The organism is Raoultibacter phocaeensis (genome assembly GCF_901411515.1).
In the GTDB taxonomy this organism is placed as follows: Bacteria; Actinomycetota; Coriobacteriia; order Coriobacteriales; family Eggerthellaceae; genus Raoultibacter; species Raoultibacter phocaeensis.
In genome coordinates this window covers 1933657-1958049 of sequence record NZ_CABDUX010000001.1, presented here as the reverse complement: position 1 = coordinate 1958049, position 24393 = coordinate 1933657, and the positions used below count along the sequence as shown (strand labels likewise).

General features: G+C 59.0%; 22 protein-coding genes. 3 read left to right on the top strand and 19 right to left on the bottom strand.

The features are described 5' to 3' along the window. Positions 1 to 33 precede the first annotated feature (33 nt). The 8 genes from nrfD (FJE54_RS07875) to FJE54_RS07840 all read right to left on the bottom strand — a co-directional run bounded on the left by nrfD (FJE54_RS07875) (position 34) and on the right by FJE54_RS07840 (position 10343). Positions 34 to 1260 (bottom strand): NrfD/PsrC family molybdoenzyme membrane anchor subunit, encoded by a 1227-nt coding sequence (gene nrfD, locus FJE54_RS07875; RefSeq protein WP_139652132.1) that lies wholly within the window; start codon positions 1258 to 1260, stop codon positions 34 to 36. A gap of 19 nt (positions 1261 to 1279) precedes the next feature. After that, positions 1280 to 1909, bottom strand: coding sequence for a 4Fe-4S dicluster domain-containing protein (locus FJE54_RS07870; RefSeq protein WP_139652131.1), 630 nt, complete (start codon positions 1907 to 1909; stop codon positions 1280 to 1282). Positions 1910 to 1911: 2 nt separating this feature from the next. Continuing rightward, positions 1912 to 4461 carry a molybdopterin-containing oxidoreductase family protein gene (locus FJE54_RS07865; protein WP_139652130.1) on the bottom strand — a complete coding sequence of 850 codons (2550 nt, stop codon included), beginning with the start codon at positions 4459 to 4461 and terminating at the stop codon, positions 1912 to 1914. Between the two features lie 288 nt (positions 4462 to 4749). Next, positions 4750 to 5706, bottom strand: a complete 957-nt coding sequence (locus tag FJE54_RS07860; RefSeq protein WP_139652129.1) for a slipin family protein — start codon at positions 5704 to 5706, stop codon at positions 4750 to 4752. 41 nt (positions 5707 to 5747) lie between these two features. Next, entirely contained in the window at positions 5748 to 6161 is a 414-nt protein-coding gene (locus FJE54_RS07855; RefSeq protein ID WP_255467278.1) for a GntR family transcriptional regulator, read from the bottom strand. A gap of 16 nt (positions 6162 to 6177) precedes the next feature. Further along, the gene (nrfD, locus tag FJE54_RS07850) at positions 6178 to 7206 is read right to left on the bottom strand and encodes an NrfD/PsrC family molybdoenzyme membrane anchor subunit (RefSeq protein WP_255467277.1); all 1029 of its coding nucleotides are present in this window, start codon (positions 7204 to 7206) and stop codon (positions 6178 to 6180) included. A gap of 669 nt (positions 7207 to 7875) precedes the next feature. Continuing rightward, a complete protein-coding gene (locus FJE54_RS07845) occupies positions 7876 to 9018 on the bottom strand; it encodes a DUF362 domain-containing protein (RefSeq protein ID WP_139652127.1) in 1143 nt (380 codons plus the stop codon). Positions 9019 to 9146: 128 nt separating this feature from the next. Then, complete coding sequence (locus FJE54_RS07840; protein ID WP_218971900.1) at positions 9147 to 10343, bottom strand: MFS transporter; 1197 nt, start codon at positions 10341 to 10343, stop codon at positions 9147 to 9149. Between the two features lie 157 nt (positions 10344 to 10500). Between FJE54_RS07840 and FJE54_RS07835 the strand changes: the two genes are divergently transcribed. Further along, on the top strand, positions 10501 to 11406 hold the full coding sequence (locus FJE54_RS07835; protein WP_139652126.1) for a LysR family transcriptional regulator: 906 nt from the start codon (positions 10501 to 10503) through the stop codon (positions 11404 to 11406). A gap of 695 nt (positions 11407 to 12101) precedes the next feature. Here FJE54_RS07835 and FJE54_RS07830 read toward each other — a convergent pair. From FJE54_RS07830 to FJE54_RS07780, 11 genes are all read right to left on the bottom strand, one after another. Then, the gene (locus tag FJE54_RS07830; RefSeq protein WP_139652125.1) at positions 12102 to 12593 is read right to left on the bottom strand and encodes a DUF4405 domain-containing protein; all 492 of its coding nucleotides are present in this window, start codon (positions 12591 to 12593) and stop codon (positions 12102 to 12104) included. Continuing rightward, the gene (locus FJE54_RS07825; RefSeq protein WP_139652124.1) at positions 12594 to 12953 is read right to left on the bottom strand and encodes a hypothetical protein; all 360 of its coding nucleotides are present in this window, start codon (positions 12951 to 12953) and stop codon (positions 12594 to 12596) included. A gap of 65 nt (positions 12954 to 13018) precedes the next feature. Beyond that, positions 13019 to 14245 (bottom strand): NrfD/PsrC family molybdoenzyme membrane anchor subunit, encoded by a 1227-nt coding sequence (nrfD, locus tag FJE54_RS07820; RefSeq protein ID WP_139652123.1) that lies wholly within the window; start codon positions 14243 to 14245, stop codon positions 13019 to 13021. An 18-nt stretch (positions 14246 to 14263) separates the two neighbouring features. Continuing rightward, a complete protein-coding gene (locus tag FJE54_RS07815) occupies positions 14264 to 14884 on the bottom strand; it encodes a 4Fe-4S dicluster domain-containing protein (RefSeq protein ID WP_139652122.1) in 621 nt (206 codons plus the stop codon). A 10-nt stretch (positions 14885 to 14894) separates the two neighbouring features. Next, positions 14895 to 17384 (bottom strand): molybdopterin-containing oxidoreductase family protein, encoded by a 2490-nt coding sequence (locus FJE54_RS07810; protein WP_139652121.1) that lies wholly within the window; start codon positions 17382 to 17384, stop codon positions 14895 to 14897. Between the two features lie 224 nt (positions 17385 to 17608). Continuing rightward, a complete protein-coding gene (locus FJE54_RS07805; protein WP_255467275.1) occupies positions 17609 to 18556 on the bottom strand; it encodes a slipin family protein in 948 nt (315 codons plus the stop codon). Between the two features lie 25 nt (positions 18557 to 18581). After that, positions 18582 to 18989, bottom strand: coding sequence for a GntR family transcriptional regulator (locus tag FJE54_RS07800; protein ID WP_255467274.1), 408 nt, complete (start codon positions 18987 to 18989; stop codon positions 18582 to 18584). A 28-nt stretch (positions 18990 to 19017) separates the two neighbouring features. Beyond that, complete coding sequence (gene nrfD, locus FJE54_RS07795) at positions 19018 to 19950, bottom strand: NrfD/PsrC family molybdoenzyme membrane anchor subunit (RefSeq protein WP_139652119.1); 933 nt, start codon at positions 19948 to 19950, stop codon at positions 19018 to 19020. A gap of 178 nt (positions 19951 to 20128) precedes the next feature. Continuing rightward, positions 20129 to 21109, bottom strand: coding sequence for a Rieske 2Fe-2S domain-containing protein (locus FJE54_RS07790; RefSeq protein WP_139652118.1), 981 nt, complete (start codon positions 21107 to 21109; stop codon positions 20129 to 20131). Positions 21110 to 21309: 200 nt separating this feature from the next. After that, the gene (locus FJE54_RS07785) at positions 21310 to 21756 is read right to left on the bottom strand and encodes a type II toxin-antitoxin system VapC family toxin (RefSeq protein WP_139652117.1); all 447 of its coding nucleotides are present in this window, start codon (positions 21754 to 21756) and stop codon (positions 21310 to 21312) included. Then, positions 21753 to 22058 carry a type II toxin-antitoxin system RelB/DinJ family antitoxin gene (locus FJE54_RS07780; RefSeq protein ID WP_139652116.1) on the bottom strand — a complete coding sequence of 102 codons (306 nt, stop codon included), beginning with the start codon at positions 22056 to 22058 and terminating at the stop codon, positions 21753 to 21755. Before FJE54_RS07780 ends, FJE54_RS07785 begins: the two co-directional genes overlap by 4 nt. A 226-nt stretch (positions 22059 to 22284) precedes the next feature. Between FJE54_RS07780 and FJE54_RS07775 the strand changes: the two genes are divergently transcribed. Together FJE54_RS07775 and FJE54_RS07770 are read left to right on the top strand one after the other, a co-directional pair. Next, complete coding sequence (locus FJE54_RS07775; protein ID WP_139652115.1) at positions 22285 to 22728, top strand: DUF6541 family protein; 444 nt, start codon at positions 22285 to 22287, stop codon at positions 22726 to 22728. Further along, the gene (locus FJE54_RS07770) at positions 22680 to 24383 is read left to right on the top strand and encodes a DUF6541 family protein (RefSeq protein WP_180326633.1); all 1704 of its coding nucleotides are present in this window, start codon (positions 22680 to 22682) and stop codon (positions 24381 to 24383) included. Before FJE54_RS07775 ends, FJE54_RS07770 begins: the two co-directional genes overlap by 49 nt. The last annotated feature ends 10 nt before the right edge of the window (positions 24384 to 24393 follow it).

Genomic DNA, 24393 nt, shown 5'->3' with positions numbered 1-24393 from the left:
TGGGGCCATCCGCACGCCCTTCCAACGGAGAGGTTAGTGGGATTCGGACACGGGCCTCAACGGAAGGAACTTGAGCCCCAGAAGAAGCACCAGCGCACCAAGACCTATCACGCCAAACACGATGCCTAGCTCCAAAGGAGTCGGCCAGTACACCATTCCCTGGTAGGCCTGCCCGAGCGTACCCGAAGCATCGGTAACCGTATAGCCTGACATCGGACCTGCGTAGTCGAGGTTCGGGATCTGGAAGCCGCCGACAAGCAGCTGCACACGTTTGCAGAAGATGGCGACAACCGCCGCGAGGGAGGCCACGACTATCAGGCCATTGCGACGCAGAGCCGGTACGAATGCGACAACAGCAGCGAACACGCTAAGCGCTATCTCTGCCCAGAAGAACGGCGCGAGGGGACCCGTGGTGAGCATTGCGACAACGTCAGCACCCGAACCGCCGGGGAAACCCTCGGTGAGCAGATCGCACGCGAAGAAGTAGAGGTCAACGCACACGAATGCGCCGAGCATCTTCGCCATTTTCACGACGTTCTCCTGCGCGAGCTCCATATAGCCCGCACGGCGAAGCGCTATCACAACGACGAGCACGAGCGCGGTGCCGCACACGAGCGCAGAAGACACAAACCATGGAGCCATGAGTGCCGTATGCCACATCTCGCGACCAACGTTCAGCGAGAAAATCCACGCGGTCACGCTGTGGACGAGAATGGCACACACAAGCGCTATCACCGAGATCACGCGAAGAACCTTTTGGGAGGCCTTGCCGGCCTCGGCACGCAACGTCGCCCATAGGTAAACGATCGACAGGATCAAGTACACAGCAAGTACGATGATATCCCACATAAGCGGAGACGAAAGATTCGAGTAGGCAAAGAGCTCCCACAGTCGCAACGGCTGCCCAAGGTCTACGATCACAAAGCCGATGGCGAGCACCGTGCAGCAGATCGATGTCCACACGGCGACCTTCGATACGCCGCCGAAGCCTTTGATGCCCAACGCCTTCGGTACCGAACTGATGATGAGGCCACCCGCAGATAGCCCTACAAGAAACATGAACATCGTAATGTAAAGGCCCCACGAATCGAGGTTGCGCATCCCAGTCTGCGCGAGGCCACCCGTAAGCTGTATTCCCCACAGCACGATCCCGGCAATGGCCACGGCGGCTGCAATGACGATTGCGACGTTAATGCCTTTGCCCCCGAACCTGGCAGCAGGAGCCTTTGACGACGGTGTCGCCTGGTTGTTCTCAGACATTTGTTATCTCCCTTTCTGCTTAGACGAGGTAGTAGACGGAGGGGTTGGTTCCTTCGCTTGGAAGGAGCTGCATGTATTCTCGCGTTGCTACGAGCTGTGATACTTCCGATTCGGGATCGTTGAGATCTCCGAAGTATCGGGCATACGCGGGACAGCCGTCGACGCAAAGTGGGTTTTGACCTTCGGCAATACGGTGGTAGCACATCGTGCACTTCTCGACCACATGCTTCTGATGAGCAGGCACGCTCGCCTCCCCCATGGCAAAATCGACCGAGTAGGTCGGATCTTCCCACGTAAAGGACCGAACACCCGTATAAGGGCAAGCTGCCATGCACATGCGGCAACCGATGCACTTGTCAAAGTCCTGCCGCACAGCTCCCGTTTCAGGATCTTTGTAGGTAGCGCCCACAGGGCACACTTTTACACATGCAGGATTATCGCAATGCTGGCATGCGATGGTGATGAACGTCCGAGATGCCGCCTTGTATGTTCCGCCGAACGAGTCCATACCTTCGCCGCCATCGGTCATGACGCGGTTCCACCACATGCCATCGGGAATGTTATTCTCCATTTTGCACGAGACTGCGCAGGTGTGGCATCCTATGCAGCGCTTTGTGTCAACAACAAATCCAAGTCTCTGAGCAGCCATTGCTAGTTCCCCCCTTCCCATTTACGTACCTCAACGCAAGTATCGCCAAACGAAGCGTTCACGGCGAACGGCTCGCAGCGTAAAGAGCACAGGGAGGCGAGATCGCCTGATTTGTATTGACGTCCCTGGAACCCTTTTGGATACGTCATCATGCCGGGGCGTTTGCCTGCACAGAGCCGCGCCTTGGCAACACCCCTGCCTCGATCGTTATACACTTCGACGTAGTCGCCTTCTTCGATGCCTCGTGCCTTGGCGTCGTCGATGTTCATCCGCACGATCGGCTCAGGCTCGATTTCGTTCAACCAAACCCCATCGAATCCTCCCGTATGGAATCGTCCACGCGAATGCTCGGGGATCAGGATGAGCGGATACTTCTTCATAGCTTCGGTTTCCGGCCACGCTTCGTAAGGCGGATAGAACCGAGGGAGGCGCTCGGGGGCAACATCCAACTCAAGTCCAAGGTCAACGCGCGGAAGGGGCTTTTCGCAATAGAATTCGACTTTACCCGTAGGAGTCGAATAAACGCCGTCCGCATACGCCACACCACCGGGCATGAAGCGCATATTCTTCTTTTCTCGAAGCGCATCAAGTGTGATTCCCTGTGCCGTCAAAGCAGGCGTATCAAGCTGCTCGCGAAGCCATGATTCATCGTCGCCTTCAAAGTACTGCCCCAAACCCAACCCTTCGGCGAGAAGCTTGGCGATTTGCAGATCGGGCTTAGCCTCGAACGCAGGCTCGACGATTTTTGGACCGTGCTGCACATGGTAGGACAGGGTCGAGCCGTAGATGTCTTCGACTTCGTAATAATGCGCGGCGGGAAGCACGATATCAGCATACACGGCAGAATCAGTGAATGCGACGTCTTGGCATACGATGAATTCCATTTTGTCGATAACGTCGGAAATGATCTTGTTCTTATCGGGACGCCCGCCCACAAAAGCCGATCCCTTGATCCACAACGATTTCGCAGGGGGGTAGTCTTTGTTCTTAAACGTGCCCGTCTGTATCACCTCGGGAAGCTGAAGTACCGGGATGCTCGTGGTGAACGTGCCGGTCGGAAATAAGAATGCGGCGTTTCTCAACCCGATGAAAGCAGTTGCCTGCACGCCGGCTCCAGGTTTTCCCACCATACCGGTCACCGCGAGAAGAAGTCCGAGAGCCGACCCGAACTGCAACCCGTTATCGTAAGCTTGAGACCCGAGACCAAACATATGGGAAACAGGGCCATCAACCGCCAACCGGGCCAGTCTGCGTATATCTTCCGCAGGCATATCAATGATATCAGCAACAGCTTCGGGCTTGTATTCTTGAACACTTTCGACCATGAGGCTGTAAGCCGTTGTGACCTTGAAACCTTCGATAATCCATGAGCCCACAAGTTCGGGATCCACCGCTTCAGTCGATGACACTTCTTTTCCAGAGGACGTATCCCACACTACCGGTGGATCGATGGTGGTTGGTTGACCCGTCATGGGATTAACGGGACCTTCGGTAGGCTCGACACCGAGATCGCTCATGCGCAGAAACTCTTTGGTATCATCGCGAACGAGGAAGGGGCCTACGGTGTCGCTTTTCAGATAAGCGACATCTTGCAGATCTTCGGCTATGATCTCTTGAACCATCGAGAGCATCAACGCAGGATCGGAGCCGGGGCGCAGGGTATACCATTCGTCCGACCGCGCTACCATGGTTGTCTCGTTGGGATCAATCGAAACGATTCTCATTCCTTTTTCCTGCGCTTCCACAAGGTAGCGCCAGCGTTGGGGGTATGCCTCTGACAGATTGTTACCCCACATGAAAACGGTTTTCGTGTTGAAGATATCCTCTTCAAACGGCTCGTTTCCAGGAGCTGTCATAGTGCCCGGAGCAGGGTTGCCGTATACACGGTGCAACCCGTGGTACACAGCCCAGTCCGCGCACATCTCGATATTGGTCAACTGAAGAATGTTGTCAAGGCGCATGGATCCCGATACGCTGAAACGAGCACCCGACGACCCCGTGCTCACAAGTATTGACTGGCCGCCGTACTGCTCGATGTATCCTTTCCATTTTTCGGTAATGGTTTGGATGGCTTCTTCCCAAGTTATACGCTCCCATTTGTTTTCCCCACGCTCACCAGCGCGCTTCATGGGATATTTGATGCGATCGTTTGAATACATCCACTGCGGAAGGGAATAACCCTTGAGGCATGGCCTTCTTCCAAATAATGCATCGGGATCAGGCGATACCTTAACTGCGCGCCCATCTCGCACGGTGACGTTGTAGTTACACGAAAAGCACCCGCCAAAATAGCATCGACCAGGTACCACCTTTTCCTCGGATTGACTTTCATCCGCTTTTTGATCAGCGGCTAACGCGTACAACACGGGCTGCGCGCCACCCGCAACGGCGGCAGCACCTGCAGCCAATCCGGTTGTCTTCAGAAACCCCCTCCGCGTTAACGTGCATGCCGAGCCTTTCGCTTCTGACATTTCTCCTCCCAACTTCGTAGAAAAGAATGCTTTGAGAACAGGTTCTAGCGGCTGAGCCTTAGCGAAGCGACTAATCCCCAATTCCCCCTATCAGAATCGGCCGATCCTTCTTGTCCTAGTCTGCCATACGTCACTATGATTATCAAGAGTAAAGTATGACAGTCTATGACAAAGAATTATTCTATTTCGTAGATGATCGCGCTACACGGGAGCATATCCAGTGCTTTATTTCGTTTAAATAAATAGAGTCCCATCTGATTGATGCGCTGCAATCTGCGAAAAAGCCCGATTGCACTTTGGACTTACGGCGGCATATCGTCAGCGGAAGGAACATCACGCAGAGCCTCCAGGCGATCAGCGCCTTCCTACTTACTCGCTCTTCTCCCCCGCCCCATCGGTGAATCCCTCGCTGAACGCGCTCGGGATCACGAGCGTGCCGCCCGACTTCTTCACGCTCTCGTAAGCGAGGTGCATCGTGCGCAGCTTCATGGCCTCGGGATTGTCTTTGTATGCCCCGGAAGCATCGGCGAGCATATCGGAGATGTCCCTCTCGGCTTCAGCGAGCACCATGCGGGCGTTCTTCTCCCGCTCGGCGATGGCCTCGAGCGACATGGCCTCCTGCAGCTCCTTGGGCACCACGATGTCGCGCACCTCCACATCGATGATGTCGATACCCCAGGGGCTCAGCTTCTCTTCGATGGCCCCTTTGAGCTCCTCGTCGAGCTGATCGCGCCGCATGGCCACCTCGGCCACCGTCGCGCGTCCGATGGCCTTGCGCATGGCGGTTTGGGCAACCCATGCCACCGCAGCCGAGTAGTCCTCGACCTCGACGGTTGCCTTCTTCGGGCTGAACACCATCCAGAACAGCACCGCGTCCACGTTGATGGGCACGAGATCGCTCGTGAGCGTTTCTTCCGCACCGAAGTACGTGGCCGACACGCGCTGATCGATGCGCAGCGTGTAGAACTCGACGATGGGAATGGTGAATACGACGCCAGGCCCTGCCACGCGGTTGAATTTGCCGAGCCTGAGCACCACCGCTTTCTCCCACTCGAGCACGATGTGGACCGACGATGCAGCGAGCCAGCCCGCAACCGCCGCCACGATGAGCGCCGCAATGCCGATCCCGCCGAAACCGAGCTGTGCAATCACCAGCACGAGAGCAAACGCCACGGCGAACATGACGATGGCGAACACCACGGCACCGTTTCTCGATGCGCGTCGGCGGGTCGATTCAAAGCGGGGATCATTGGCGGACCGGCCCCCTTCGGGAGCAAACGACGGGCTCGAGACCGTACCTGCTTGCTGAGTCTTGTTGCGATTCATCGTGCATACCTCCTCAACGCATGCCTGCGCATGCGGTAGCGTTAGTTTCGTTTCGCCTTCGCATCCGCGAGGCAGATGCCGAACTGCTCCTCTATATCCTCAAGCGTCATACCGAGCTCGTTGCAGCGTTTCAAATACTCGATCGTCACGATCTCTGCGGTCGAGGCGATGCTCACGCCCGGTTTATCGCTCACGTCGAGCACGAATGCACCCTGGCGGCGCTTCGATTCGATGTAGCCGTCCTGCTCGAGGCTCATGTACACCTTGCTCACCGTGTTGTAGTTCACCTCGACGTCGGCTGCGAGACCGCGTACCGTGGGCAGCTGATCGCCCGGCTTGTAATACCCCGACGTGATAAGGTAGATGAACCGGTTCTTCAGCTGCAGCCAGATGGGGATGCTGCTCTTCTCGTTGATCTCGAACAGCGCTGCGTTGGTGTTTTCCTTATCCCTCAAATGCGACAACCCACTCTCATGTTCCGAACATTTCATCGGTAATGGTAAACGTTTCTTCCGTCGCTGGCTCCAATACCAGCTCGCGATGCACCCCTGCCTCGACAATGCCGAAGCGCAGGCAGAACGCTCCGACGAGCACGAGTACCGCGGCGATGCCGAGAAGCACCTGCGCCGCCCGGTTTCGCACGCTTACCGCCTCGATGACCAGCGGAGCCGCAAGCCCGCACGCAACAAAACCGAACCACCATACGGCGGCAACGCTTCCTTCGGTAAGCGCGAAAAGCGATTCGCGAATACCCGAATGCTCGCTCGTGCCCGCTAAGGCGACGAACGCAGCCGCGCACACCGCTTCCAGCACGATAAGCACCGCGTCAGCGCGCACGAGGCCTCGCAGCATGCGCACGCTCGCATAATCCTGCTCCACGAAACACGCCACCGCGAACAGCAGCGCCGCGCCGCTCGAAAGCGACGACAGCACGAACAGCACGGGCACGAAGGGCGACGCCCAAAACGCAACGCCCCCGATAGTCTGCAGCAAAAGCCCCGTGTACAGCATGACCGCCACGCCTACGACGAGCCCCGCACCCTCGAGCACCACCACTGCCGAGCGCGGCACGTCGGGAAGGTACAGAAACCTCACGAGCGCCAAACATGCCCCGATGAGCGCCAACGCCGCAAGCGCGTACGACCCCACAGTCAACAGCGTTGGCGACGGGCTCAAGAACAGATCGAGCGCCCGGTCGATGCGGCCGAGGTCGAACAGCAAGCTCACAATGCCCATGACGAGCGCGATAAGGCCGACGAGGAACCCGAAGTCGACGATACGCCCGCGCGGATCGATCGAGGGCCCGGGAACGTAGGCCGCCGTACCGAACGGCTGCTTCACCCAAACGAGATCGATCAGCGAACACAGCGCGATGGCTCCCGCCCCGGCACCGCCGAGGAACAGATAGACCACTGCAAGCGTACCGAACATCGCTTTCCCGTCTGTAGAGAACCCGCACCCGCAGGATGCACCCACCGTATCCGGTTCAGTATGACACAAAAGAAGCGTTCCGTATATGACAGCGTGTCATAGGCAGAACGCGCCCTGTTCGGATCAGTTGGCGTTTTAGAGGAAGCCCCCTTGGCATTTTAGAGGATTTATCGCTTGGCATTTTAGAGGCTCCGCAAGATGCGGTTGCAAGATGCACTACTGCAGCAGCCCTCTGCATCAGGCGAGAAAGTCAGATACCTACCGTAAAACCAGGGGCCTTACGGATTTAGCAACGCCGCATTGGGACAGTCCCTTTGCAGTGTATATGGAAAACGCCGCATGCTCCGCTGTCAACCGGGGCGCGGGCGTATGCCGACGGCGGTTCAGCGGCGGAAAAGCCGTCCCGAAGCCCAAAAATCGCCGTCGTAAAGCGTTCGGCGAGCCTTAAGGCACCGACGGGACGCGCAGACGAAAGACTTCCGCATGCACCGAGGAACCGACGAGCCGATGATCAGGGGTTAACTTTGCCGAGGAATTCGCCTGCATCGGTAATGCATTATGGAACCCTTCACAGCGGCGATTTTAGGGCTTCGAGGGGCTCCGCCGGCATGGGGTCCACCACTTTTAGCCAATATCGACACGGCCCCGCAAAGCACCCGGCGACGCCCCGGACGAGCGCACGGCGCCCGACGGCGATTTGGCGCATCAATGCTCCGAGCCGGCGCGCAACCCCGTCTCCTACCCCGAAGCACCGAACTCCCTCGCCACCAGCTCGATGCCCTCAGGTCTACCGAGATTGCGACCGTAAAGCTTCTCGGCCGCGTTGTTCCAGTGCTCGTGCACGCCGAGGTTGGCCGGCGAAGCGCCGACTGCGGCTCCGTAGACTGCACCCGACGGCGATCCCGCGGCGGCAAGAGCGGCTTCGTGGAGGTAGTTTTCCACGTTGGGGTTGTTGCGGAGAGCCCCGTTGCGCTCGGTGACGGCAGGCTCGTTTCCGTTGAGAAACGATCCGAAGTGGTTCTTGCCGCAGAGCGTTATGCCGTAGCTGTGACCTTTGAGGTTTGCGAGGTTCACGAGGTAATCGGCTTCGGTTACGCACGTGGGAAGATAGCACGTCGACCCTGAGAATTTGTGCGACCACCGGATGGGCGCGCTTTCGTCGGCGACGGCGGTGTCGCGACCGACGAAGCGGACGTCTGCAAGATCGCCCTGCCTGACGTATTCGACCAAAGGACGCGGAAACAGCCGCGAGGCGTCGTACACGACGATGTCGCCCGCAGCAATGCTCGCGTCTTCGACCATGGATGCAATAAGAGCGCGCAGGAGCACCGGGTTCGTGTAGCTGAGCTGCGTTTCCCCCGAGTCATCGTCCCCGAATACGCCCGAACCGTTGATGTTCGCCTTGATGGCTATGGTTTGCCCCGGCTGGTATCCGCCCAATCTCCCGCTTCGCTCGTTGTGGGCGCGGAACAGCTCCTGCCAGCCTGCGGCTGCGGAATCCTGGCCGCCGAGCACGGCGATCGCATCGTCGACGAGCCTTTGCACCGCCTCTTCGTCGAAGTTTTCGGTTCGCCACCAGTACCCTTCGCCATCCCAGGCAACCGTTGCCGCATCATGCTCCCACACGACACGGCCCGGGCATGCGCCGATCCCCTCGCCGTAGGGTTCGTGGCCTGGAAAGACCCCATCGTAGGGAAGAGGGGGATCGGGTATCGCGCCTCCCGAAGCGTCGTCTTCGGGAACGGGTGCCGCGCCGTTGCGTTCGGGGACAGGAACCTCATCCGAGGCTGCGCACCCGCCCAGCACTGCCGTAGCCCCCAAGGCCACCGACACTTTCAGAAACGTCCTGCGCGGGATTCCCTGTTTTCGGTTATCGCTCATGTTGTGCGCCTTTCTAATCGCTCCGCTGCTTCCAGATGAGTGCGCACCGCCCATGCGAAGCCCCATCACGAAAGAAGCGCTTCGCCCGACAACCTTCGCCCGAGCGTTGGCGCTTCCGATGCATCCAGCTACCGAACGCCTGCGGCGGCGGCCTGGGTACGTATGCCACCAGCCCTGCGGGCCAGAGTCTGCCGAACGCCAATGAGCACGATCGCCGTTGCAACCAAAACGAGTGATCCGACAAGGGCGAACCGGGTATCGACAGCATCGATGAAGACGCCACACAGCGCAGTGCCCGCCGTAACGCCCAGGTTCGCAGCGGTGAGGTAGAGGCCGTTCGCGAAATCGGGCGCTTCGGGCGCCGCAGTCGAAACGAGGTACTGGTTCACGTTGTTCGCGATGCCCACGAACACCCCGAGAACGCTCACGGCGATGGCCGATCCCACGCTCAACTGTCCGACGAGGAACAAGACGGCAAAGGCAACGCCGAGGGCGAAGGGAATGACTGCGATCGTCTGCGCCGCCCGGGAAGCGAGCGTCCGACCCGCAATCAGGTTACCCACGATGTTGGCCAAGCCGTACACGAGCAGCATAGCGCTCACGCCCGCAACCCCCAACCCCGTCACGGTGCTAAGAAAATCAGCCAAGTAACCGTAGAATCCGAACATGGCTCCGTTGAGGGCGACGACCGAGATAAGAGACATCCACACCAGCGGCTTTTTGAGAACAGCGATCTGACCTGCATAGGAAATTCTCTTCTCAACGGGCATCGTCGGCACTAAAAACACGGTCATAACAAACACGGCCGCGGTGCCGACGGCAAAGAACGCCATGGAAGCCTCGAACGATACGACGCTCGCAAGCAGCGCGGCCACAGGAGCACCGACCACCATGCCCGCCGAGACCCCCACGAACACCCGCGCACTTGCTTTGGCCGCCTGCTTCGCATCGCCCATCTGCGAGGCGACGGCAAGCGCCATCGAAACGTACAGCGGATGGAAGGCCGCAGGAATCACACGAAGCGCCATGAGCACTTCGAAGCTCGGCGCGAACACCGCCGCGGTGTTGCACACGGTGAAAACACCCAGCGACAAAAGCATGACCGTTTTCCGATTCACCTTTGAGAACAGAAGCGGCATCGTGGGACCGGCAAGAGCCACCACGAGCGCAAAGCCGCTCACGAGCAGCGCTGCGTCGACCACGCTGACCTGGAAGCACTGGGATACCTCGGGTATGATGCCGACCACGCCCATCTCGGTGTTCAATATGCCGAATACGCCCACGGCGAGGATGAAGGTCATAAGACCTGGTTTCTGCTTGATCACGACTTGCTAGCCTCCTTGCATCAGCCGGCAGCATCCATGGTTGAGCGCCAGCACCGGTTATCGTGTTTGATTCTATGCTTGTTCTGATTTCATGTAAAATATCTATATTACATAGTTATTCATTCAATATTCGAATACTTTGGGAAGAGGAAAACCTATGGAACTGAGGGTGCTGCAATACTTTCTCATGATTGCACGCGAAGGAACCATCTCGGACGCGGCAAGCGCCTTGCACGTGTCGCAACCCACGCTATCGCGCCAGATCATGGAACTCGAACGGGAGCTGGGCACCACCCTGTTCACCCGAGGCGGCGGACGGCGTATCGAGCTTACCGATGCAGGAAACCGTCTGCGAAAACGGGCCGAAGAGATAGTGGACTTGGTTGGCAGAACCGAATCGGAGTTTCGCGTTTTAGGCAACGCAGTCGAAGGCGAAGTGCGCATCGGAGGCGGAGAAACGCCCGCAATCGATCTCATCGCCCGCGTGATCGAAGAGATTCGGCTTGAGCATCCGGGCATCCGGTTTCAATTGTTCAGCGGTAATGCCGAAGACGTGACCGAAAGGCTTGATACAGGCCGTTTGGATTTCGGCTTGTTCGTAGGGGAAGCCGATTTAGGCAAGTACGACGAGGCGCCGCTTGCCGCCGTCGATACGTGGGGCGTGTTCATGCGCCCCGACGATCCGCTTGCGCACCTTGACGCCGTTGGCCCCCGCGATTTGAGGGAAAAACCGCTCATCCTTTCGCGCCAGGCGGTAGGCGAGATGGAAGCGTGGCTCGGCCGCGAAGCATCCCGGTTGAACATCGCTGCTACGTTCAACTTGCTGTATAACGCGTGCGCACTCGTGAGGGCCGGCGTCGGGTACGCCATCAGCATCGACGGTATCGTGCGTGCGGAAGGAGTCGCTGACGGCTTGCTCTTCAAACCGCTTGCGCCGGAGAAGACGGCCCGCCTTACCCTAGCTTGGAAGCGCCATCAGGCGTTCTCCCCCGCCGCGCGCGTGTTCTTAGAGCGGGTGAGGAAGATGGACAACAGCTTTGCAGGTGCAGAAGAGGGACATTGATCGCAATTTGCCTATGCCCCGAGCGACCTGAGAGGAATTACGTACACGCCATCTTCAACCTTCCGTGCATACTCAGACACTCCCGCTATGACGGCGACGAACTCCGGGGGACGCGTTCGCACGTTCGGATTCTCCGACACCTTCTTCCGCAATCGCTTGAGGCTTGCCACCCCTTCCCCGATCTTCGACTCCCGCATGGTTTAGAAAATCCGAACTTTCAGCCGTTTCGGCTACGAGAGTCCGACTACAAGCGTTACCAAAAAACGCAGAGAGAAACCCTGAGCGAAGGGCGGTTTCGAAGTTGATAAGCAGGTACGATTCGCACACACTTTGCGCGAACCGCTCTGCCAGGGTGCTTTTACCGGTGCGTCGCGCCACCGATGAGCACGACCGATTCTCCGCCGTTCTGCTTCGAATAAGGAGACATCGTAGGCCTTACGTTTGAAAAGCATTTTCGACCTCAGCATTTCAATTATTTTGCACGAAATGATGAGTATAGATTCCCGAATATTTCTCGAAATGGGGGCAAGATATAGACTCAAGCAGCACGGTAAGCATTAACCCAAAGTACGTATCAGCAGAGCGCGAGGAGCTCGCAGGCGGTGGCGAGAACCTGCGGGCTCACGGGCGCGCCGCTTTCGGCCGGGTCGTTCTCGGTCATTGCAGCCCCCTCTGTCGGCTTTTACTCGGCATCATCATCGTTTCGGCCGCACTCGGGCCCTTCCTGGGTCGCACCTTGGCCCCTCGCCTGGCCCGCCCTTCTTCTGCTTCGCGAAGTTGCACAGCCACTTCCAATGCACGACCACGTGCACGAGCAGCAGCGCCAGGAGCGCCTTGGCCGCTATCGAGTGCAGCGGATCCCAGAAGTAGTAGCCGTCGGCGTACAGCCCGAGCGCCGGCAGCACGGCGCCCGAGACCAGCAGCCCCGACACCGTCACGACCATGAACGCGACCAGGATGAGCGCATCGAGCGCAAGGTTTGCTATGCGCGCAGGCGCAGGCGACTTCACGGCCGTGCTGACGGTATCGGCGATCCATCCGGCATGCTGGACGGCGTGCGCGAGGAACACGACGAACACGGCGAGCCCCAGCCATTCGTGGACGGCGATGCCGGTAAGGGCGGGGTTGGCGACAACGAGGTAGACGGCGAGTGCGATGGCGTCTACGACGAAACGCTTCCGGTCCATCTACTTCACCTTCTTCACGAGCAGCACGAGGCCGACCACGAGCGCGACGGGCGCGAGCACCCAGAGGTTCAGGCTCATGTCGCTCGGCTGGTAGTAACGGGTTGTCAGCACGTCCCACGCGTGGCACTCGGCGCTCGCGCACGACGCCTCGGGGCACTCCATCTCGTGGACGCCGTCGGGCTCGGGCACGTCGCCGAACCCGTGGCACGCGCCCGACGCGCACGCGGTCGCGGGGCACGGCGAGTCCGCGGCGATCGCCTTCGGGAGCCCCGCCGACGGGTCGGCGAGCGCGCCCGCGCCGAACACGCACGCGCCTGCGAGCAGGAACGCCGCGAGGGTTGCGAGGGTCTTTTTGACCATGTTCATCCTCCGTCGGAGCCGCCTGGGGCGCCCGCAGCAGCAGCGGGCGCCCCGGCGGATCTGTGCTAGTGCGAGTCCTCCGTCGGCTTGAGGGGCAGGTACTTGAGGCCGAGCAGCAGCATGAGCGCCCCGAGGCCGAACACCCCGAGCGCCACGCCGAACTCGAGGGGGGTCGGCCAGTACACCATGCCCTGGTAGGCTCCCGCCATGCCGGCCGTCCAGTCGGTGGCGGAGTACTGGGTCATCGGGCCCGCGTAGTCGAGGTTCGGTATCTGGAAGCCCCCGACGAGCAGCTGCACGCGCTTGCAGAAGATGCCGGCGATGGCGAGCAGGCCGGCGGCGACGAGCAGCGGGTCGGTGCGCAGCTTCGGCACGAAGCAGACGACAGCGGCCAGCGCGCAGCCGACGACCTCGACCCAGAAGAACGGCGCGAGGGGGCCCGATACGAGCATCTCGACCACCTCGGCGCCCGAACCGCCCGGGAAGGCGGACGTGAGCAGGTCGCAGGCGAAGAAGTAGAGGTCCACGCACACGAACGCCCCGAGCATCTTCGCCATCTTCGCGACGTTCCCCTGCTCGAGCTCCATGTAGCCGGCCCTCCGCAGCGCGATGACGACCACGAGCACGAGCGCGGTGCCGCACACGAGGGCGGAGGTCACGAACCACGGTGCGAGCAAAGCGGTGTGCCAGAACTCGTGGGCCTGCTGCAGCCCGAATATCCAGGCGGTCACGCTGTGCACGAGCACGGCGCACGCGAGCGCGACCACCGATACGACGCGCAGCGCCTTCTCGGAGACTTTCCCCGCCTCGGCGCGCAGCGTCGCCCAGAGGTAGACGACCGAGAGGATCAGGTAGATCGAGATGACAGCGATGTCCCACATGAGGGGCGAGCCCAGATTGGAGTAGGCGAAGAGCTCCCACAGGCGAAGGGGTTGGCCGAGGTCCACGACCACGAAGGCGATGGCGAGCACCGTGCAGCAGATCGAGGTCCACACGGCCACCTTCGAGATGCCGCCGAAGCCCTTCATGCCGAACGCGCGGGGCACCGAGCTGATGATGAGGCCGCCGGCCGACAGGCCCACGAGGAACATGAAGCAGGTGATGTAGAGCCCCCACGAGTCCATGTTGCGCATGCCGGTCTGCGCGAGGCCGCCTGTGAGCTGGACCCCCCACAGCGCGATGCCGGCGACGGTCACGACGGCAGCTACGACGATGCCGATGTTGAGGCCTCTGCCCCCGAACCCGGCAGCAGGGGCCTTGGGCGACGTCGTCGCCTGGTTGTTCTCAGACATTGTTCTCTCCCTTTCTGCTTAGACGAGGTAGTAGACGGAGGGGCTGGTTCCCATCTCGGGAAGCAACTGCATGTACTCACGCTCGCGGATCAACTGCGACACCTCGGAATCAGGATCGTCGAAGTCGCCGTAATGGCGTGCCCTTGCCGGGCAGAGATCCATGCAAGCGGGCACCTCGCCCCGGGCTTGCCGCTGATAGCAGAACGTGCATTTCTCAACGACGTGTTTCTGGTGCTTCGGAATATCGGCATCTCCTATCGCGTGGTCGACCGCGTACTTCGGCTCTTCCCAGTTGAACGAGCGCACGCCCGTGTACGGGCAGGCAGCCATGCACATGCGGCAGCCGATGCACTTGTCGTAGTCCTGACGCACAATCCCCGTAGATTCGTCGCGATAGGTCGCACCAACGGGACACACCTTCGCACAGGCGGGGTTCTCGCAATGCTGGCAGCTTACCGTCACGTACTTCATCGACACATCGGGGTATACGCCCGACGGAATGTCAGGCATGTCGCCACCGACTGTCAAAGCACGGGTCCAAAACACGTTATCAGGTATGTTGTTGACCATTTTGCACGCCAAGGTGCATGCGTTGCATCCAACGCAGCGTTTCGTATCGATCACCATTCCATACTGCATGGCAGCCCCCTTACTGATACTTCTCGACTTCGCACAGGAAGTCATAGAACGCGCTGTTCGACACGAAATCGTTCATCTGAATGCTGGTCAGGTCCTGCGTGTGCCCTTCCACAAACTGCTCCTGCTGCCATCCATGGGGAATCGAAACAACGCCCGGCTTGATGCCTTCCGTTACAAGTGCCTTGAGCACGGCGTAGCCGTGGTCGTTATACACCTTGACCACATCGCCCTGCTCGATGCCGCGCTCTTTTGCATCGCTTGCGTTCACTTTGAGCAGTGGCTCGGGTTCCAGCTCCCTGAGCCACGGCGTATGCGCGCATTGCGAGTGTACGTGGTACTTCGGATGCTCGCTACATCCCATGAGCGGATACTTTTCGCGAAGAGGGTTTTCCCAGTACGCTTCGTTGGCGTGCTCGTAATGCGGGATTCGCTCGTAGTCGGCGATCTCCTGGCCGAAATTGTTTCGCGGCATGGGCTTTTCTATGTAGTACTGCAGTCGCTGGGTCGGCGTTTTCTCAAACGTATCGACAAGGACCTTTTCGGTAAACGCATAGTTCTTTACCAGCTCCCCTTTATGGAAGTCATCGTAGCCGCAACCGCCTTGGATATTTGCGGGGGTGTCGATAATGGCACGAAGGAATTCTTCGTCCGATTTCGCGTATATCTCCCCCATACCGAGCTTGTCTGCGATAAGACGCATGATCTCCAAATCTGTCTTGCATTCATAGTGGGGGTCGACAACTTTATGGTAATACGTCGGGAAGGGCGTAGAACCTCCGCCGTCGAAATCTTCCGTCTCATATGCATGCGTGACAGGCAGAAGAATGTCGGCAAAACGGGCGGTGTCCGTCATGTTGACATCGGCGCACACGATACAATCAACTTTCTTAACGGCTTCAATCAGCTTCACGCGACCCGATTCACAGGACAGCATATTGCCGTTCGTGCAGAACAGCATGCGAATATCGAGATCATTGCCCGCCCACTTCTTTGTCTCAATGATCTGCGGTAAGTACATTCCGCAAATGTTGAGCGCGACTTTGCCCAGCATAAACTCTTGCGAATTCGTTGGCATGCTGGTTCCGTAAGCACGAAATAGCATTGCTCCAGGTTTCCCGGCATTTCCCGTAAGAGCCCCAATCAACGACAGGTTTTTATAGTTATGGTGCGAATTCACGTGATGGCCGATGCCCTGATACGTGAGAACCGCGACGGGACCTTCAGTGGCATAGGTTTTTGCCAACATCTCCACGGTCTCCACGGGAAGATCGCATATCTCCGCAGCCTTTTCCACCGTATACTCAGTGATACTGTCTTTGGTCTTCTGATACACAGTCTGCACGCTCACGCCCTCGACCTCGAAGCTGCCGAGCAGCTCGGGATCGCTCGCCATCGCAGCCATAACGGGGCCGTTCGCCGCACTATCCCATACGACATTCGGATCGATGATGCTCGGCATGCCCGTATAAGGATTGATTGGTCCCTCAGTAGGCTCAACGCCGAGGTCGCTCATACGAAAATACGTGCCGTCCTCTTTAATGAGCAGCGGCGACACGGTTTTTTGTTTCATAAAATCATAATCGATCAGATCGTTTTCAATGATGTAGTTTGCCATTCCGAGCATTAATGCACCATCAGTTCCGGGGCGAATCGGCACGTAGATATCGGAATGCATGGCTGACGCCGTATACTGCGGGTCGATCGTGATAAGTTTTGCACCCTTCTCGCGAGCCTCGCAGACGAACTGCCAATCGTGGATGTATGCTTCAGCTGGATTGCCGCCCCACGCCATGATGGTTTTCGAATTTGCAATGTCGGCGCAATCGTTGCCCGTCACCGCAAGATCGGACATCTGAGTTTTGAGCTGGGCATAGTCTGCGCTTGCACCAAGCACCGTGATACCCGTTGAGGTGATGAAGCGACCGTACGCAACCGACATGAACCCAGCCGACGTACCGTTCAGTACGTTGTTCGACCCGTAGGAGGTCCAAAGGGCAACAGACGAGGGTCCGTGCTCTTTCATGATCCTGCCTATTTCCGCAGAAACAGTTTCAATGGCTTCGTCCCAGCTGATGCGCTCCCATTCGTCGTTACCACGCTGCTCTCCGTTAGGGCTCTCAGGGCTCCATCCGACGCGCTTCATGGGGTATTTCAGGCGATCGGGCTCGTAAAGGCGCTGCGGTTGCGTATAGCCTTTCACGCATAGTCGACGGCGAACGTTGTCCTCGCCGGGAAGCTGCGCTGCGGTCGTACGTACAACCTTGCCGTCTCGAACTACTACTTCTTGCGGACAGCGACTACCGCAATTACCCCGGCATGATGTGCGAAAAACCTGTTCGCCGTCAACGGCTGCAGCTCCCTCGGCGTGCGCTTCCGTAACGGCGACGCTGCTCAGCATCGAGCTGACACCCACAACCCCCGCAGCTCCCGCCACAGCCCCGGTCGTCTTGAGAAAGCTTCTACGGGTAAGCCCGCCTTGCGAGCTGTTCGTTCCCGACATTTCTCCTCCTAAGATTCTGTCGGGATATCCCCTTCTGGCTCCCATCGCCCAATGCATGCGACGCGAACCCCATCCTTCAGGATATCCCCCACTATACCTTCTGAGAATTGGCCAAATCCCACTGGTTGCACGATACCAAGTTGTACTAGGATAATCAAGACTTGTCCTAGTACAACTTTCGAACGAATTATTCTATTTTGTGGATAAATTCAGCGCGCAAAGCGCTATTTCCCGAGGATTTTTCCCACATCATCGGGGAACACGTCGCCGAATCCTTCGGCAAACGAGCTCGGCACCACAACCGTGCCGCCCGTGTCGCGCACGCTCTCGTACAGAAGGTGCATGCGCCTGAGCTTCATCGCATTGTCGTTGTCGCCGTACGTCTCGCCCACTTCGGTTGCCATCTCGGAAATCGCCTGTTCCGCCTCCATGAGGATGATGCGCGCCTTTTTGCGCTGTTCGGCTTGCGCCTCAAGAGACATGGCCTCTTGGAGCGCCTCGGGCACGATGATATCCCTGATCTCGACCGACATGATGGTAATCCCCCACGCAGACGTCTTCTCGTCGAGCACCTGGGTGAGCTCCTTGTCGAGCTGGTTGCGGCGGATGGTTATCTCGGCCACGCTCGAGCGGCCGATCGCATCGCGCAGCGCGGTTTGGGCGGCCAGCTGCACGGCGAGGCTGTAGTTGTTGATTTCCATGCACGCCTTCTCGGCATCCCACACCATCCAGTACAGCACGGCATCGATGTCGAGCGGAATGAGATCGGCCGTGAGCGTTTGCTTCGCCCCGAACGGAACCGAGCGCGTGCGCATGTCCACCCGAAGCGAGCAGTGCTCGACGATCGGTATCGTGAACACGAGCCCCGGCCCCGACACCCTGTTGAGCTTGCCGAACCTGAGCACGACTATCTTTTCCCATTGGTTTGCAATGTGCACGGCAGACGTCGCAAGCCATGCCACGATAATCGAAACGGCCACACTCGCCACATCGGCAGCGCCCGCCGCGTACAGCCATACGCCCTGCACGAGAGCGAATACGACCACAAACAGCGCGATCGCGAATATGAGCGCACCTGCCTTCGATGCGACTCGATCGGTTTCAAGCACCTGGGTTTCGGCTACCACCCCGTGGCGGCCCGCTTCTTTGACCTTCGCCTTCTCGTCTTTCATACGGCCCGTCCTCTTTCGTCCCGCCTCAGCCATCGGTTCTGGTCTTTTCCATCTCGCGCATCTTCTTCTTGATGCGTTTGTTCACATCGTCGAACGTAAGCCCCATGGCCAGACACGCATCCACGCAATCCTCGATGAGCGTGTCGACCGATTCAAACTTTTCCTTCTGTTCCTGCTCGACCTCGCGCACGATCGCACCGCGACCGGGCTTCGAATCGATGTAGCCCTCGTCAACCAAGCTGATATAGGCCTTGTTGACCGTGTTGAAGTTGATGGATATCTCGGCTGCCAAACCGCGCACGGTCGGCAGCTTCTCACCCGGCTTGTAATACCCCGTCGTTATCAGGTAGACCAGGCGGTTTCGCAACTGCACCCAGATGGGAAGATCGCTCTCTTTGTCTACCTCGAACAACACCACGTCGCTTATCTGCACCTCTCGCTTATGTCTTCCGTGATCGCACTCATTGTATCCCAAGCACGCCCATGACCGAAGCCACGATATCGGGTGCCATACCCGCCTCGGCTACACACCAGCGAAGGAAGTACCCGCCTGCCAGCACAAGCCCCCCTGTCGCTATCACCGCATACGGGTTCATAGCCCGGTTGACCGCCTCGAGCACGAGGGGCGCCGCCAACCCGAGCACGACAACGCAGCCCCAGAAGACGCTCGCAAGATCGCCCTGTATAAGGCGCTCTGCAGATAGGCGCGCAGTATCGCCGCCGAAAACAGCCGAGGCAACGAACAAGGCGAGGACGGCGAGTTCGCACACGATGATAACGGCATCGGCTTTTTGGATGCGGCGAAGCGTCGTTGTGAACTCGTCGCCCGAGCCTGTGAGCACAATCACACACACGAGAAGAGCCAGTCCCGCCGACAGCGCCGAGGCGACGAACAGCACCGGCAGCCAGGGCGATGCCCACAGGGGCACCGAAGACATGCTCGAAAGGAAAAGCCCCGTATACACCATCACGACTGCTGCCGCCACCATACAGCACACGCGCACGGCGCACGCCGCAGCTTTCGGAAGCGACAACGCGCCGAGCATCCAAACCGCAAACAACACGGCAGCGATCAGCATCAAGATCACGAGCGCGAACGCGCCGACCGTGATGAATGAGGGGGTCGGCTGCAAAAAGAGGGCAAGAGCCCGATCGCTACGACCGAGATCGAGCAGCAGGCACAGCATCCCCAGCGCCACAGCGGCGATGCCTACGCCGTACGCTGGCCCGAAAAAGCGGGCGTACGCCTCCTTCGGCACATACCGATTGCTGCGCGCGGCGCGGGTGCGGTCTACGGCATGCGGCGAGAGCGATTCGAGTACGGCGGCCGAAAACAGCAGCCCAGCGCCAGCTCCGCCAATAAACAGGTACCACACCACCAAATCTTCCAGCATCCGAACCTCACCCCCTCGCCCGTTCGCACGATGCGCTTTCGCGGTGCAGCGCCCCCGCGACGCCGCACCGCTATTCTAAGCGATGCGGGCGAAATAGCAAACGAGCAGTCGTGCGGATACCTCACGCACGGTTACCCAGCACGGTTCCAGCACGATGAATCACCGCGAACGCGTTTCGCTACTCACAACCTTTGCCGCCCCGCTTAAGCTCCTCACGACGGGAGCGGAACTCAATAACGGGGCTATCGCCGCGAAGCAGGTTCTCTCCCATCTGGAGCTCGGTCTTCTTCGGACGCTGCGTGAGAACAACGCGCCGATCCTGATGGAGGATCACACCGTTCGCCACGTTGCCCGCGGCGCACATGAGTCCACGCAAACCGGGGATGCGAACCATACGCTGGTAAAGACGCAGGTAGATCTTCGTATGCTCATCGTCGATGGGAGCAAACGCCGCCATGATGCGCAAGTCGTCGGATATGCGGTTCTGCCAGAGATTCGGCACACGGTATTGGAGGCTTGTCAGCTCATCCCAATTCTCGATCTCCTCTGCCGTCTGAGGCGTCTGACCACAGTCGGGCTCGTTCTTCACGTAAAACGTGAGCGTTTCGTCATCCCACTTCGTCACAGGGCCGTTCACGAGCGTCTTGTGACCCCGCCCGATGGTGTTCGGATGCACGAACGGCAGATGGATGACGTCGAGCTGGTTTTCTATAGCGCGCGAGTAGTGGACGTCCCACACCTCCGAGCGCTCCGCATAGGGGAAACCGTAGCGAAGCTCCTCGAACATCGGCAGATCGTCGGGAGCGTCCTCGGGCTTGCCGTAAAACACCCAGATGAAGCCGAACGCATCAACGGCGAGCCATGGTCGCACACGGAAGTTTTCGGGCACCTCGGCATCGAGACCGTTCGCCGGAATGGCCACCACACGCCCGTCGGCCGCATAGCGCAATCCATGGAAGGGACAGTGCACGTGATCGCCCTCGACGCGGCCCGCCGCCAAGTCCGCCCCGCGATGACAGCACGTGCCGTCAAGGCAGGCCACGTTGCCGTCCTCGTCGCGCCACAGCACAAGCCGTCGCCCAAAGCGCAGAACGCCCACCGGACGGCCGCGCTTCACTTCGGAAGATGCCATGATGGCGTACCACTGATCGGGAATCATGCGGGCCTCGCTTTCGACGGCGCGACAAAGCCGCGCGTTGGTTTCGACAGCCCTATTGTCATGCCCTCGCAACACCGATGCAACCAACGGCTCGCCTACCCCTGCGCGACGGATCGATGACTTTCCAGGAAGCAAGGCATACCGCGAAAGCCCGAGAAGCTGCTTCGCCGAACGCGCTCCGAAGCCGCGAAGATGCTCGGTCAAAAATCAACCATCTCGTATTCCAAGCACTCGGGTTTGTAAATGGCGACGAACTCCTTAGGAGTCAGCGCGGGAACGGGCGATTTAAGGAAATCCTTCTTGTTGCGCGTGATGATGAAATCGATTCCGTTTCTTTTCGCAGCATACGCGATGAGAGCGTCTTCGAAGTCGCCCATGTCGCTTTCGTTCGCCTGCTTGCAATCAACGGGCAAGGCGTCAAGCAGGTCAAACATTTCCATAAGGCCAGCGACCGATGCACGTGCTTGCTTTTTCGAAAGGTATTTCCTTGCAGCAAGCACGTAAACGATATCAGAGACAGAGGAAACCGTCGCATACGGGGTGAATTCCTTCGCCAGGGCAACATCGTACGAAACGTACGAATGAAAGAAATCTTCCGACTTCCCAAGAATGTCTACCACGACGTTCGCATCGTAGAGTATCTTCATACCCGAACCCCCGGTTCGGTCTTTCGCATCAACCGCTCGTGACGAACGGCGTCGAAATCGAAATCCGGGGGGAGCGATACGATGCCCACGAGCTGGCGCAAAGCACGTCTCCTTCGCTCGAACACGTCATCTTTCGATTCTGTGCCTTCGATGAGCCATTCCGGCACCTTCTGCTCATCCTCGAGATATCGGTAAAGCCCCCTTACGGCGTCCGACACGCTTACGCCCTCCCGTTCGAGCACGCGATCGCCGTTTCGTTTCAAGTCCTCAGGCATGCGAACGTTCAAGGTCGCCATTCCCATTGCTCCTCCTTTCGAAGAGTGCCTTCACTATACCATTTTGCATTACGTAATGCAAAAGCGCCGACACATCTAAAGAGCACCTTCAACGAAATCCTCGCCCATCGCCCAGCTCCTCGCCGACCGATCATCGCAGGTCGATTGCGTAACAGGTTAATATCGCTATAATCATGTCTGTCATAACCGAGATATGTCGAGCGCATCGCATGTGCGCTCTTGAGGGGTTCCCATGTGGTTCACGCTGTTTTTCGCCGTCATCGTCTGCTGTGCGGTGCTGTACATTCCCGGCTACCTGATCGGACGCGCGCTTTCGATACAGCGCACCGTGGCTTGCGCTGCAGCCCCCGCGTTCTCCCTTACGCTAGTGGTCGCTTTAGGCGTCATCTTCCGCGAAGCGAACATATCGTGCCATGCATTAGTGCTCGCAGCCGCAACGGGCGCGCTCGCCCTGATCGCCTTCGCACTGACCTGCGGCATCCGACGCAGACGTCCGCTCGGGCCGGACCACGCGAACAACACGCCCCCGGCCAAACGACCTGAAAACCCACCCCCGAAACGCCTCGCCACGCAAACCTGCCTCCGAAGACGAAAAGGTGCTTTCACGCCGCTTCACCTGGCAGGCTTATGCTCTACCTATGCGTGGGGCTCATCGTGTGCATATTCGTATTTCTAACCGCCATCGACGGACCCGACTCCTTTGCGCGGAAAGACGATACGACCGTGCACCTGTCCATCGTCCGCGCCTTCCTGGATTCGGGAACCTATTCCACGCTTAACAGCAGCTCCTTTCTCGACCAGGGAACCACCGGCTCGTATTATCCTTCTGCCTGGCATATCGTTGTTGCTATAGCCGCGTCGTGCATCGGCGGGGGCGTGGGTATCGCCACCAACGCCGCAACGCTCGCATTCACCGCAATCGTGCTACCTTTAGGAGTATGCCTGCTCCTGTGCACTGTCTTCCCGAATCGGCGCGGAGTCGTGTTAGCTGGATCGCTGTTTGCGGCGAGCTTCGCCATCATGCCCTGGGGGTTTCTGACCAAAGGCCAGCTTTTACCCAACCTGGCGGCCTTCGCGCTTATCCCTGCTGCCATCGCGTTGTTCGTATCCGCTGTCGAAGCGAATGGGAAAGGCGGGCGGGCGCGCTACGCCGCAGGAGCGCTCATCGCGCTTGCCTCCATCGCGCTCTGTCAACCGAACGGTGCGTTCACCTGCGTCATCGGGATGGCTTCCTATGCCCTCTGCCGTATCTTCCGCGGACCCCAAGACAAGCAAGCTTCTATCACGCCGAAGAAGATCGCTTGCGCCGTCGGCCTTGCAGCTGGAGCCTGCGCGCTGTGGGTCGCTCTGTTTTTCGCTCCGCCCTTGCGCGGCGTGGTTACCTACGGAACCTGGGATACCTTGCTCTCGTTTCCCGAAGCGATGATGTCCGCCCTGTCGTTCATGTATGTGAAATGGGGCGGGATCCAGCCTTTCCTCTCTATCGCAGTGCTCTTCGGCCTCATTGCCGCCCTGCGCGACCGCCGCTGGCTCTGGCTCGCTGTGGCATACGTGATCGCGCTTGTCATCTACCTGGGCAACGTATGCGCCGACGGTTTCTTGCGTCAGATCATCGCAGGATTCTGGTACTCGGACTACTATCGCACCGGTGCCATGAACGCCCTGTTCGCCATTCCCTTGGCAGCACTCGGATTCGCTTGGCTCATACGCTTATTCGGTTCGCTGCTGTCCCGCCTGCCGAAGCTCAAAGGACGCGAGACCGCATTCGCAACAGCGGCGCTCGCAGCCGTATTCATTCTATGCCAGGTGATACCCTTTCACATAAGCCTCGGAAAGCGCACGATAGAAAACGGATTGCCCGCAATGCGGCATCAGGTAGCAAGCCTCTATTCGTGGGACGACATCTACACCGCCGATGAGCGCGCTTTCGTGCAGCAGGCGGCCGCCCTTGTCGAAAAGGGCGATACGGTCATAAACATCCCCAACGATGGAACTGCTTGGTGTTACGGAACCGATGGATTGCCCGTGCTGTTCCGCCGCACCGGCGACAACGGCAGCACCCCCTCCCCCGCCGCAACGAACGAGGTCATCCGCACACGCCTGGCAAACATCGCAACCGACGAGGAGGTGCAGCAAGCGGTGCGTGAGGTGCGAGCGAAGTACCTCATCCTGCTCGACGAGCCCACGGGAGACAACCCCACTACAACCGATCAGCGCTACGAAGCCGCCAAATGGGAGGGCATCGAAACCATCACCGAGGACACGCCCGGATTCACCCTCGTGCTCAGCGAAGGCGATATGCGACTGTACCGGATTGACGAGGTTGCCTGACGAGGGCTCT

What these genes read in the sequence shown, in the direction of transcription:
- nrfD (WP_139652132.1), bottom strand. Translation starts at nt 1,260, where the DNA reads ATGTCTGAGAACAACCAGGCGACACCGTCGTCAAAGGCTCCTGCTGCC.
- FJE54_RS07870 (WP_139652131.1), bottom strand. Translation starts at nt 1,909, where the DNA reads ATGGCTGCTCAGAGACTTGGATTTGTTGTTGACACAAAGCGCTGCATA.
- FJE54_RS07860 (WP_139652129.1), bottom strand. Translation starts at nt 5,706, where the DNA reads ATGAATCGCAACAAGACTCAGCAAGCAGGTACGGTCTCGAGCCCGTCG.
- FJE54_RS07845 (WP_139652127.1), bottom strand. Translation starts at nt 9,018, where the DNA reads ATGAGCGATAACCGAAAACAGGGAATCCCGCGCAGGACGTTTCTGAAA.
- FJE54_RS07835 (WP_139652126.1), top strand. Translation starts at nt 10,501, where the DNA reads ATGGAACTGAGGGTGCTGCAATACTTTCTCATGATTGCACGCGAAGGA.
- FJE54_RS07830 (WP_139652125.1), bottom strand. Translation starts at nt 12,593, where the DNA reads ATGGACCGGAAGCGTTTCGTCGTAGACGCCATCGCACTCGCCGTCTAC.
- FJE54_RS07825 (WP_139652124.1), bottom strand. Translation starts at nt 12,953, where the DNA reads ATGGTCAAAAAGACCCTCGCAACCCTCGCGGCGTTCCTGCTCGCAGGC.
- nrfD (WP_139652123.1), bottom strand. Translation starts at nt 14,245, where the DNA reads ATGTCTGAGAACAACCAGGCGACGACGTCGCCCAAGGCCCCTGCTGCC.
- FJE54_RS07815 (WP_139652122.1), bottom strand. Translation starts at nt 14,884, where the DNA reads ATGCAGTATGGAATGGTGATCGATACGAAACGCTGCGTTGGATGCAAC.
- FJE54_RS07810 (WP_139652121.1), bottom strand. Translation starts at nt 17,384, where the DNA reads ATGTCGGGAACGAACAGCTCGCAAGGCGGGCTTACCCGTAGAAGCTTT.
- FJE54_RS07805 (WP_255467275.1), bottom strand. Translation starts at nt 18,556, where the DNA reads ATGAAAGACGAGAAGGCGAAGGTCAAAGAAGCGGGCCGCCACGGGGTG.
- nrfD (WP_139652119.1), bottom strand. Translation starts at nt 19,950, where the DNA reads ATGCTGGAAGATTTGGTGGTGTGGTACCTGTTTATTGGCGGAGCTGGC.
- FJE54_RS07790 (WP_139652118.1), bottom strand. Translation starts at nt 21,109, where the DNA reads ATGATTCCCGATCAGTGGTACGCCATCATGGCATCTTCCGAAGTGAAG.
- FJE54_RS07785 (WP_139652117.1), bottom strand. Translation starts at nt 21,756, where the DNA reads ATGAAGATACTCTACGATGCGAACGTCGTGGTAGACATTCTTGGGAAG.
- FJE54_RS07780 (WP_139652116.1), bottom strand. Translation starts at nt 22,058, where the DNA reads ATGGGAATGGCGACCTTGAACGTTCGCATGCCTGAGGACTTGAAACGA.
- FJE54_RS07775 (WP_139652115.1), top strand. Translation starts at nt 22,285, where the DNA reads ATGTGGTTCACGCTGTTTTTCGCCGTCATCGTCTGCTGTGCGGTGCTG.
- FJE54_RS07770 (WP_180326633.1), top strand. Translation starts at nt 22,680, where the DNA reads ATGCTCTACCTATGCGTGGGGCTCATCGTGTGCATATTCGTATTTCTA.